This window comes from Chamaesiphon sp. VAR_69_metabat_338 (assembly GCF_031423935.1).
In the GTDB taxonomy this organism is placed as follows: Bacteria; Cyanobacteriota; Cyanobacteriia; order Cyanobacteriales; family Chamaesiphonaceae; genus Chamaesiphon.
Genome location: NZ_JANPGM010000102.1, coordinates 1 through 10,591, shown reverse-complemented (window position 1 = coordinate 10,591; position 10,591 = coordinate 1). Strand labels below are relative to the sequence as shown.

The following is a 10,591-nucleotide window of genomic DNA, read 5'->3' as shown; positions in this document are numbered from 1 at the left end:
CGGGGATGAACTTCGCCACCTTGCAAACAATTTTAGCTACTGCCGGACAGTTTTTGCCTCTAGATCCAGTCTATCCAGATCGCGCCACGATCGGGGGCATCATTGCTACAGCCAATACGGGTTCGCTGCGACATCGCTATGGTGGCGTCCGAGATTTACTCTTAGGCATCAGTTTCGTCCGTGCTGATGGCAAAATTGCCAAAGCTGGCGGCAGAGTCGTCAAGAATGTGGCAGGCTACGACATGATGAAGCTGTTTACCGGCTCCTATGGCACCTTAGGCATTTTGACAGCCGTGACTTTCCGCGTCTATCCCTTGCCATCGGACACTGGTACGGTGATGCTGACAGGGGCGGTAGATAAGCTCGCCACTGCCGCTAAAATCTTACTCGCCAGTACTTTGACCCCGATCGCCGTCGATGTCGTTTCTACAGCCTTCAGCCAGCAGTTAGAGATTAGCAATACCCCCAGTCTCGTCGTGAAATTCGCAACTATCCCCGCCAGTATCGCCGAACAATCGGCACAATTGCTAGAAATCGGCAGAGGATTAGGCTTAAAAGGTGGGCAATGGCAGGGAGCGCAAGCCGAACAGCTCTGGCAGGGCATTCAAACCGGAATTTGGGGCACTACTCCCATTGGCTGTAAATTAGGTGTCAGATCGACAGCAGTAGTTGAAACGATCGCCTCGACCGATCGATCGACAAATAATACCGCCAATGCTGTCATCCATCTCAGTAGCGGCATCGGTGCCTGCGCCCTCAGCGACGATCTGCACATTGCAACCCTCCGCAGTCATTGTGAAGCCAATGGCGGCTTTCTATCTGTCTTGCAAGCACCTGACGCACTCAAGCAAAAACTCGATGTTTGGGGCTATCGCGGCAATGCCGTCCCCCTGATGCGCCAACTCAAACACCAATTCGATCCCCTGGATCTCCTCAATCCTGGCAAATGTTTCTAGGTAAGTAACTGGACATACCATTAAAACGATCTAAAACAGCTGGATGTGCTCACTCCAGATGCAGCGAGGTTTCCCCAATCACTAATCCTCTGTCTTGTCTCTCTGTCTTGACCCAAACACATGCGGAGGGAACCTCCGCATGTGTTTGGGTCGCTGCTTGGTGCGCTAAACCCTCGGCAGCGGCGCATCGAACGGGAGGTTGTCTTGTCTTGACGCACACAAACGGGAGGGAACCTCCCGTTCGATGCGCCGCTGATGCAATTGTATGGGCGGGACACCCGCCCACATTGCATCGCTCCCTCCCGTTTGTGTGCGACAAGACAAAGCCGTAGACGTTGGCGTTGGCGTAAGCCTGCCGTAGGCACAGCCTCTCCGTAGGAGATACGAAGCGAGGCGTGTCGTTCGCGTAGCGTCTCGAAGAGAAGACGGAGCGCGCATCCGCAAACCATCGGGAAACAAGGGCGTGCGAGAGCCGCAATCCCCAATCCAAAATGGGATGACTTATAGGGGCGATTTATTTAGTAGGTGTGTCAGTGGAAACGTCGATCGATGTACTGGTGTAAGATGTGAGTAACCACACAGCCGCTGTGCGTAGATGTCTCTAAGCACGATCGCCCCAATCAACCCAAGCCTTATGTCCGAACTGTGGAAATATGTATCCCCAGGGATTCCCGACGAATTATTCGAGCGATTGCCAGGGATTCCCATGAGTCAGCGTGAGATCAGACTCCTACTGATTTCGGCGTTGCGATTGGAAGCAAATTCCGTCGTCTGGGACATTGGTGCGGGGACGGGGACAATTCCCGTAGAAATTGGGTTACTATGCCCTCAAGGCCAAATTGTCGCGATCGAGCGCGATGAAGAAGTCGCCAATCTGATCCAACTCAATTGCGATCGTTTTGGCGTGCGAAATGTCCAAGTGGTCACTGGCAACGCCCCCCAATGTCTCAAGCAGATCTCCATTCTCCCTCAAAGAGCCTGCATCGAAGGCAGCAAGGGCATCAAACCGATTTTGCAGCAAGTTTGGGAATACCTACCCTCGACAGGTCGCATTGTCGTCACAGCAGCCAGTCTCGAAGCTCTGTATGAAGTCTCCGAAAGCTTTACCCAGCTCCACGCTCGCAACGTCGAAGTCGTCCAAGCCGCTGTCAATCGCCTCGAAACCAGAGGCAATAGTCGGCGATTGATGGCTGTCGATCCGTTGTTTATCTTAAGTGCTGAGAAATTAGATTAGGGGATAGTGAATAGTGAATCGAGCTTTTTTCTCCCATCTCCCAACTCCCAACTCCCAACTCAGAAATGTCTATCCCCCGCGTCATTAGTACCATCGTAGCGATCGCCGTAGCTTTATGTATGTTAGTGCTAGGTAGTTGGTACTTTACGATCGGGATGTGTATTATTGTCTATCTCGGTCAGAGCGAATACTTTGCCCTCGTGCGTGCCAAAGGGATCGAGCCAGCCAGTAAAATTACCTTAGTTATCAGTCAAGTGTTGTTGCTCGTCGGGGCACTCGGCTCCAATCTCGACGATGCGTTATTTCCCGTTGCAGGTACGCTGATTTGCTTTTACTTACTGTTCCTGCCCAAAATAGCTTCGATCGCGGATATTTCGACTTCCCTATTCGGACTATTTTATGGTGGTTATTTACCCAGCTTTTGGGTGCGGTTGCGCGTGGGCTTCGATCCGCTGACCGCACATGCTTTTCCTTTTAATACTGACTGGGCACAACTCCTAGCAAGTCTCGATCTGAGCGTCCTACCACCAGCTTTTACGACAACGTTGCTGTCGTTTATGTGCATTATGGTCACAGATATCGGAGCCTACTTATTTGGCAAATGGCTCGGACGGACGCGATTATCTGAAATCAGCCCCAAAAAGACGGTCGAAGGGGCGATCTTTGGACTTTTGAGCAGTATTACGATGGGAATGCTCGGTGCATGGGCCTTGCATTGGCATCATTGGTATTTCGGTGGGGTGGCTTTGGGGATTTCGATCGGGATGACGAGTATGTTGGGCGATCTGACCGAATCGGTGATGAAACGCGATGCTGGGGTCAAAGATTCGGGGGATTTAATTCCTGGGCATGGCGGAATGCTCGATCGAACGGATAGTTATATTTTTACCGCGCCGTTGGTTTACTATTTTGTCAAATTGGTTTTACCGTTGATTTAAAGCGGGGAGCGGGGAGCGACTGAAATCGCGCTGAGGTCTCCTCAGCGTGCGTTTCAGTCAGCGACGCATCGACCTGGAGGTTTCCTCCAGGTTGTGTGCGTCAAGACAAGACAGCGGGGAGTTAAAACCAGAATACCTACAAATCCAAAACCCCGACTTCTTCAAGAAGTCGGGGTTTTTAGCCATCACTCTCACCGCAATCGGCGATTGTCTACCGCATAGTCACAAATTCTTCAGCAGAACTGGGGTGAATCCCGACAGTAGCATCAAAATCAGCCTTAGTGGCACCCATTTTGACAGCAATCGCTACGCCCTGAATGATTTCCGCTGCATGATCGCCGACCATGTGCGCGCCAAGGACTCGATCGGTTTTGGTATCTACTACCAGTTTCATCAGGGTGCGATCCTGTTTATTGGGCAGGACATAGTACATCGGACGGAAATTACTCCGATAGATCTTTACCGCATCGCCGTGCATTTCCCGCGCTTCTTCTTCGGTTAAACCGACGGTTGCCGCTTCGGGAGTTGTAAAGATCGCCGTGGGAATATCGGCATAGTTCATGACGCGGGGTTTGTTGCCAAACATCGTATCGGCAAACGCCCGACCTTCATTAACCGCCACGGGAGTCAGTTGGATATTATCGGTACAGTCGCCGACGGAGTAGATATTTTCCACATTCGTCTGACTGTTGACATCGATTAAAATTGCCCCTTCATGGGTTTTGACGTTGGTATTTTCTAATCCCAAGTCGGCGGTATTGGGTCGGCGTCCCAACGCGGCGAGACTGACAGCATCAGCTAGAATCGTCTGCTGTCCGTCTTTAGTCGTCACCGTGACACTCACGCCATTATCGGTTTTCTCCAAAGATAGGTCGCAAGCATTATTAATAATCTTGATGCCATGATGGATCATCCCTTCCTGCACTGCCGATCGCAAGTCTCGATCGAAACTCCGTAAAATCAGCTCGGGGCGAATAATCTGGGTCACTTCCGTCCCCAAGCCATGCATAATGCACGCAAACTCACACCCAATATACCCAGCACCCAAGATGACGATCTTCTTTGGTTGAGTAGGTAAATAAAACATCTCATCCGAAATCAGCGCGTGTTCGATTCCGGGAATATCCGGACGCACGGGATGACCGCCGACTGCAATCAAGATTTTATCCGCAGTGACAGTCCGATCGCCGACCTGAAGCGTATGATGGTCGATAAACTTCGCCCGTGCGGGAATGACTTCTACTTTAGATTTATCCAGCATCGTCTGATAAATCCCATTCAGCCGCAGCAACTCATTATCGATCGCCGCAATCATTTTCGGCCAGTCTAGCTGACTTTTGACCGCACTCCAGCCATAGCCTTCCGCGTCGGTGAACAATTCGGGGAAGTGGGACGCATACACCATCAATTTTTTGGGAATACAGCCGCGATTGACGCAGGTACCGCCAAGCTTACTATATTCAGCAACACCTACCTTGGCACCATATTCTGCGGCGCGTCTGGCTGTAGCGATCCCACCAGAACCCCCACCAATTACGAATAGGTCAAAATCATAACTCATGTCTTGTATGTCCTTACTTGCCCAAAATTTTGGAGATGTTGCCGAATTTATTACTATGTATATGTAATTCTAATGGACTTCGACTGAGATGGCCTTACCCCCCAGCCCCCTAGCACAGAAAATCCCCTCCGAGGAGGGGTGTCTTGGAAAGGTGCTCTACTTGCGGAGTTGGGTCGGATGGGTTCCCCATCCGTGACCCATACCCAAGCAGGGGAAACCCCAAGACCGCACTTTCCGCTGCCCGTAGGGTGGGGTGGGTAGATCTCCGCCTCAGAACCAATCGCTGAAATAGTTGGGTTTCGCTCGGCTCCACCCAACCTAAGACGTTAATTAACCTTTAGCACTTTTCAAGTAATTCAACATCGTATTAACATCAGAAACTTCAAAAGGATCGGTTTCACAGTTATCGCTGTAACCATCTTCGATGAATGCTTGCTCGACTTTGCCATCGTTGACGACCATCGAATAACGCCACGAACGCATTCCGAAACCGAGATTGGACTTCTCGACCAACATCCCGATCTTCCGGCTGAATTCACCATTACCATCTGGTAAAAGCTTGACGTTTTTCACTTCCATGTTTTTGCCCCACTGGAACATCACGAAAGCATCATTGACGGATACACAGTAAACTTCATCAACACCCAAGGCTTTGATTTGGTCGTAGGCTGCATCGTAGCCAGGAAGGTGAGTGGTAGAGCATGTAGGCGTAAAGGCACCAGGAAGGGAAAACACAACTACTCTTTTGCCAGCGAAGATGTCTTTGGTAGTCGTATCCTGCCATTTGAAAGGATTAGAGCCTCCGACCGATTCATCGCGCACGCGAGTTTTAAATACAACGTTGGGCACTTGTTGGTTGACTACAGCCATGATTTACTCCTAAATTTAATTATTATTTTCACGCGACAACTGGTAACTGAGCGATCGCAGCTCGCACATCTCAGAATAATTCTAATTTAGGAATAAGTCAAGTGTGATAAATACACTTAATTAAGAATATCTAAAGTTTAGCGGTCGTTGCCGGAATTTGGGCACTATAATTGTAAGTTACAGTATCTCTCTACTAGTCACTAATCACTAGTTTCTAGTCTCCTCGCAATGAGCCAGCCATCAACAGACGCGATCGTCAAAACACTCAAAGCCAAAGGCTTGCGCGTCACACCGCAACGATTTGCAGTGTATGCCAATCTCCTCTCTCGCAACGATCATCCCACAGTCGAACAGCTCTCGATCGATCTCAATCAATCTTGTCCCGTCTCTTCGCAAGCAACGATTTATAGTTCCTTACAAGCGTTGCGCGAAGCCGGATTGATCCGCGAAGTCTTACTCGAAGCTGGGGTGTCGCGCTTTGATGCGATCGTCGAACCGCATCACCACTTCCACTGTCAGCAATGCGGCTCGATCGAAGATATCAGTTGGGACGCTTTACCCGTCGTGGAATTCGATCGACTCAGAACCGGACTCAAAGCGCAAACTTATGAAACTACCGTCCGTGGCTATTGCGATCGATGCAGTCAAGAACAGTAACTTTTTAAGTATTGGATTCGATCGACAAACCGATTTATTCTTACATAAACGGAAAAATCTCTTCCCCTGATTCAGTAATAGTTCGACTAGTTTTATCTAAACCTAGATCGATTCTCCAGAGGAGAGGCTACGCCAACGCCAATAGATCGATACCATCAATTAATCGAGAACGAAAAGCCTCAGAAATTGCTAAATTTTCATAACAGTGAAATCTGAGATTGGCATCTGCTTGGAACTTAGTTAATGCAGTATTTAAAGGCGACATCACTCGATAAGCAGCCTCGGCTTTCTCGATCGCTAAAGGTGGAATAGGTTGCGAGTTTCGCAAGAAAGCTAGATCGATGAGATCGCGGGAATGAACGCTAGGATCTGCATATCGGTCGGCATTAGCTAATAATTTACTAGTAAAACAGTCAGTGATACTCAAGCACTCAACTGGCGACCAAATCGGTTGACGTGGTGAATCTAGTTCAAATCGTGCTTCGGCAATAATTTCAGTCTTAATCGGGATGCCACCGACAACGATTGCCATTCTAATCCCATATTGGTCGGCGGTAAATCTGGAGATTTCTAGTTCGGAATTATCTTTTAGTAAGATGCGAGGATTTCGTTGGCCAATCGTATTCCGTAACTGACGATAACCAGATCCTAACGCACAGATAAAGTCAATATCGTTACTAGTGCGATATTCTCCCAGATCTAATGATATGAGCGTACCGCCTCCAAAGTACGTTCGACATTCACTATTCACTCAGAAAATCATAATTTAAATTTTCTAAAACACGATGAATTAATTGATGATGACCGACCTCAAACTCCATAAACTCACTTAATAACCAAGATTTGCGATCGATCGCCAGTTGCTTGATAAATGCCAACTCACTCGCAGGAAGATTGGCAATCTGACGATACCGCCAACCCCGTTCGTAACTGGCAAGCATTTCTAGTTGATTCAATCGGTAAACATCAGCAACTTGCCAGCCGAGGAATTCTAGAAATGGTAGTTTAGAAGGCTGAATAATAATCATAATTATTCACAACTTTTTCATTCGACGATCGCAGTTAATCCCTCAAAATACTTGCAGCAAACTAGATATCCAGATTAACCCACAGAGCTTTTTTCTGCCTCGCGATCGTTTTGTAGCTCCAGACAATAACCCGCGCCATAGATTGTCTTGATATACTTCGGACGACGGGGATCTGGTTCCATCTTCGTGCGTAGGTGACGGATGTGGACGCGAATTGTCTCGATATCATCATCTGGATCGTAACCCCAGACTTCGCGGAGAATATCGCTCGGCGAGACGGTTTGTCCGTGTCGTTGGAGCAGACAGTGCAATAGTTCAAATTCGAGGTGGGTAAGCTTGATCGTCGCACCCCGCCAGATTGCTTCAAACCGCTCTGGTACAAGCGTCAACTCGCCATAGTTGAGAATTTCACTGTGTTTGGCAGCTTGTGGGATGCGATCTGTTCGCCGCAATAAGGCGCGGACGCGCGCTAGCAACTCTTCGATTTCAAATGGTTTCGTCAGATAATCATCTGCGCCAGCATTAAACCCTTCGACTTTATTCTGGGTTTGACTCAGTGCTGTGAGCATCAATATCGGGATATCGGAAGTGCGTTCGTCCCGCCGTACCCGTTGGCAGACCGTATAACCATCAACTTTGGGCAACATCAAATCCAACACGATCAAATCGGGTTGGATTTGGATCGCCATGGCCTGACCTTGAATACCATCAGGCGACTGATTCACCTCATATCCCGCCATTTCGAGGTTAATACAGACTATTTCAGCGATTGCCGCATCATCATCGATGACTAGTATTCGAGGCATGTTCGAGTAATTTTGTGTAAATGTCTGAAAAGTTTGTTAACAAGATCTATCGAAACAAAGCTTTCTGTAAAGATTATACGCAACTGTATCGAGGGACGCGAGTTTTTTTGATATTTATCCATATTACGTCATAGTGACTAGTTGGGAGTTGGGAGTTGCGGCTCGCGCTCGTCGGGTTCCCCGACGGTATAGCGAGACAAGACAGGGAGTTGGGAGTTGGGAGTTGGGAGCGGGGCGCGGGGAGCGGGAATAGTGGATAGTGAATAGTGATTAGAGAGCTTGGCAGCAGGTATCATTTTCCTATGGTTCTCCCAGTCTCCTAGTCTCCCAGTCCCCTAGTCCCTCAGTCCCCCCAGTCTCCCAACTCCTTATGACAACTACCCCCCCCAACAACCAACCGATCTGGCTGAGTGTGATTCGCCTGCTCCGCTGGGATAAGCCTGCTGGTAGATTAATTTTGATGATTCCTGCTTTGTGGGGATTATGTTTGGCGGCTAAAGGCAATCCGCCGTTACCGCTAGTCGGCGTCGTCATTTTGGGGACGCTGGCGACTAGTGCTGCTGGCTGTGTGGTCAACGATCTGTGGGATCGGAATATCGATCCCCATGTGGAGCGGACTAAAAATCGTCCGCTGGCGGCTAAGTCATTGTCGATCGCGACTGGCATTGGTGTGTTGATTGTTTCGTTAATCTGCGCGGCAATTTTGGCGGCTTATCTCAATCCGCTGACTTTCTGGCTGTGTGTGGCGGCTGTCCCTGTCATCTTGCTGTATCCAGGCGCAAAACGGGTATTTCCCGTGCCGCAATTGGTACTATCGATCGCGTGGGGATTTGCAGTATTGATTAGTTGGTCGATGGTGGCGGCAAGTCTGGCAACTCCCACTTGGTATTTATGGGGGGCGACGATTTTTTGGACGTTGGGATTCGATACGGTGTATGCGATGTCCGATCGTGAGGACGATCGGCGGATTGGGGTAAATTCTAGTGCGTTATTTTTTGGTAAATATGTGGCTGAAGCGGTCGCACTCTTTTACGCGCTGACGGTTGGTTTGCTCGGCTATATGGCGCAATTAATGAACTTGGGCGCGATCTTTTGGCTGACGCTGGGCATGTCTGGCGGTCTGTGGCTGTGGCAATATCTCCGGCTCAAGCGTCCGCAAATTCCGGCGGCTTTTTATCCCCAAATGTTTGGTGAAAATGTCTGGATCGGGTTTGGGTTGCTGGTGGGGATGATATTAGGCATCAGACATTAAAATTGCCCAGATTGAAGATCTTTACAATTTCTTCAACTTTATGTGGTCTAATCAAAGTAGGCAGTGAAGATCTGTTTAATTCTCATTTTGAGAGGCTCCCGTGCAGGTAGAGGCTAAGCCCAGGCTAAAGTCACTCGATCGAGAGAGCTAAAGATCGAAATTAACTTGCATAATTTCAGAGTAGACAGATTGATTTTTATCGGAGGGAAGATCGAGATGAACCGAATCACCGTAACAATCTGGTCGATCGCGTTGATGGGCTGTTTAGCTCCAACTGCAATTCGTGCAGAGGCTCCAACTCCTAGAAATGGTTGTTTGCCTAGAGAGATTGCCGCACGACCGAGTGTCGATCCCCAAACAGTGACCACGATTCAAGGTCGAGTCGTCGGGATCGAACACAACTACAAAAATCAGCCGATTGCTGCTAAAGAAATTGCAACCTGGGTGCGCGTCAGAACGGCTAACGGTCAGCAAAAGTTAATCTACTTGGGAGCAGCACGAGCACTCAAGCAACAAGATTTGAAAGTTAACGTCCGGGATGTCGTTGAAATTCAAGGCTTCCAAATGCCCAAAGCAAAGCAACCGACGATTGTCGCTAGTAGCGTCAAAAGAGGAGAGCGCGTTTGGAAGATTGCTAACTTTACCGATAAACCAGTTGGTGGCAAATTATGTCGCTACACTGGCTAGCTCTGCTGCTAATCTAGAGAATGAATCTCTATCTATGTGCAGTAAATCTCTTCGATGATGTCAGAATCGCTTCAAGCTCTACTTACAGCCGTTGCGGCTGGTGAAATTACGCCGGAACTAGCCGGAGCGAAAATTCAGTCGCTAGGCTATGAAGCGATCGCAGACTTTGCCAAAATCGATCGCGAGCGTCAGCAGCGGACGGGTTTCCCCGAAGTTATCTGGGGCTTGGGCAAAACTCCCGCCCAAATTATCGAAATCATCCGCGTCATGCGCCACCAGCAGTCGGTAGTGATGGCGACACGGATTACACCTGCCGTCTACGCCGAACTCCAGCTAGCAATCCCCGACCTGATCTATTACCAAACCGCCCAAATTTGCGCGCTAACGCCTCCCGAATCTCGATCGATACATGCAGGCACAATTACCATTCTCACCGCCGGTACAGCCGATTTACCCGTAGCTGAGGAAGCAGCGCAGACGGCGATCTTATGCGGCTTCAAAGTCGAAAAATTATGGGATGTCGGCGTGGCTGGCATTCAGCGATTGCTCAATAACCGTCACGCGATCGATAATGCCGATGTATTAATCGTCGTCGCGGGCAT

13 protein-coding genes are annotated in these 10,591 nt (G+C 49.1%); 7 read left to right on the top strand and 6 right to left on the bottom strand.

The features are described 5' to 3' along the window. The 3 genes from RMO84_RS03030 to RMO84_RS03020 form a co-directional block, all read left to right on the top strand. A partial coding sequence (locus tag RMO84_RS03030; RefSeq protein ID WP_310486973.1) for an FAD-binding oxidoreductase occupies positions 1–956 on the top strand: 956 nt, incomplete at its 5' end. A gap of 634 nt (positions 957–1,590) precedes the next feature. Then, the gene (cbiT, locus tag RMO84_RS03025; protein WP_310486972.1) at positions 1,591–2,190 is read left to right on the top strand and encodes a precorrin-6Y C5,15-methyltransferase subunit CbiT; all 600 of its coding nucleotides are present in this window, start codon (positions 1,591–1,593) and stop codon (positions 2,188–2,190) included. Between the two features lie 65 nt (positions 2,191–2,255). Beyond that, positions 2,256–3,128 (top strand): phosphatidate cytidylyltransferase, encoded by an 873-nt coding sequence (locus RMO84_RS03020; RefSeq protein WP_310486971.1) that lies wholly within the window; start codon positions 2,256–2,258, stop codon positions 3,126–3,128. A gap of 211 nt (positions 3,129–3,339) precedes the next feature. On the opposite strand, the gene gorA is transcribed toward RMO84_RS03020, so the two are convergent. Then, the gene (gorA, locus tag RMO84_RS03015; RefSeq protein ID WP_310486970.1) at positions 3,340–4,689 is read right to left on the bottom strand and encodes a glutathione-disulfide reductase; all 1,350 of its coding nucleotides are present in this window, start codon (positions 4,687–4,689) and stop codon (positions 3,340–3,342) included. A gap of 330 nt (positions 4,690–5,019) precedes the next feature. Continuing rightward, positions 5,020–5,559 (bottom strand): peroxiredoxin, encoded by a 540-nt coding sequence (locus RMO84_RS03010; RefSeq protein ID WP_310486969.1) that lies wholly within the window; start codon positions 5,557–5,559, stop codon positions 5,020–5,022. Positions 5,560–5,787: 228 nt separating this feature from the next. On the opposite strand from RMO84_RS03010, the gene RMO84_RS03005 reads away from it, so the two are divergent. Next, the gene (locus RMO84_RS03005; protein ID WP_310486968.1) at positions 5,788–6,216 is read left to right on the top strand and encodes a Fur family transcriptional regulator; all 429 of its coding nucleotides are present in this window, start codon (positions 5,788–5,790) and stop codon (positions 6,214–6,216) included. Between the two features lie 127 nt (positions 6,217–6,343). On the opposite strand, the gene RMO84_RS03000 is transcribed toward RMO84_RS03005, so the two are convergent. The 4 genes from RMO84_RS03000 to RMO84_RS02985 all read right to left on the bottom strand — a co-directional run bounded on the left by RMO84_RS03000 (position 6,344) and on the right by RMO84_RS02985 (position 8,346). Further along, positions 6,344–6,967, bottom strand: coding sequence for a nucleotidyl transferase AbiEii/AbiGii toxin family protein (locus RMO84_RS03000; protein ID WP_310486967.1), 624 nt, complete (start codon positions 6,965–6,967; stop codon positions 6,344–6,346). Next, positions 6,960–7,244, bottom strand: coding sequence for a hypothetical protein (locus RMO84_RS02995; protein ID WP_310486966.1), 285 nt, complete (start codon positions 7,242–7,244; stop codon positions 6,960–6,962). The genes RMO84_RS03000 and RMO84_RS02995 overlap by 8 nt, the downstream gene beginning before the upstream one ends. Before the next feature lie 74 nt (positions 7,245–7,318). After that, positions 7,319–8,050 (bottom strand): response regulator transcription factor, encoded by a 732-nt coding sequence (locus tag RMO84_RS02990; protein ID WP_310486965.1) that lies wholly within the window; start codon positions 8,048–8,050, stop codon positions 7,319–7,321. Between the two features lie 137 nt (positions 8,051–8,187). Continuing rightward, positions 8,188–8,346 (bottom strand): hypothetical protein, encoded by a 159-nt coding sequence (locus RMO84_RS02985; protein WP_310486964.1) that lies wholly within the window; start codon positions 8,344–8,346, stop codon positions 8,188–8,190. A 74-nt stretch (positions 8,347–8,420) separates the two neighbouring features. Here RMO84_RS02985 and RMO84_RS02980 point away from each other — a divergent pair, with 74 nt between their 5' ends. The 3 genes from RMO84_RS02980 to RMO84_RS02970 all read left to right on the top strand — a co-directional run. Then, positions 8,421–9,302 carry a 4-hydroxybenzoate solanesyltransferase gene (locus RMO84_RS02980; RefSeq protein WP_310486963.1) on the top strand — a complete coding sequence of 294 codons (882 nt, stop codon included), beginning with the start codon at positions 8,421–8,423 and terminating at the stop codon, positions 9,300–9,302. Positions 9,303–9,518: 216 nt separating this feature from the next. Beyond that, positions 9,519–9,989, top strand: coding sequence for a hypothetical protein (locus RMO84_RS02975; RefSeq protein ID WP_310486962.1), 471 nt, complete (start codon positions 9,519–9,521; stop codon positions 9,987–9,989). Between the two features lie 54 nt (positions 9,990–10,043). Further along, the coding region (locus tag RMO84_RS02970) for a 1-(5-phosphoribosyl)-5-amino-4-imidazole-carboxylate carboxylase (protein WP_310486961.1) at positions 10,044–10,591 on the top strand (548 nt) is incomplete at its 3' end.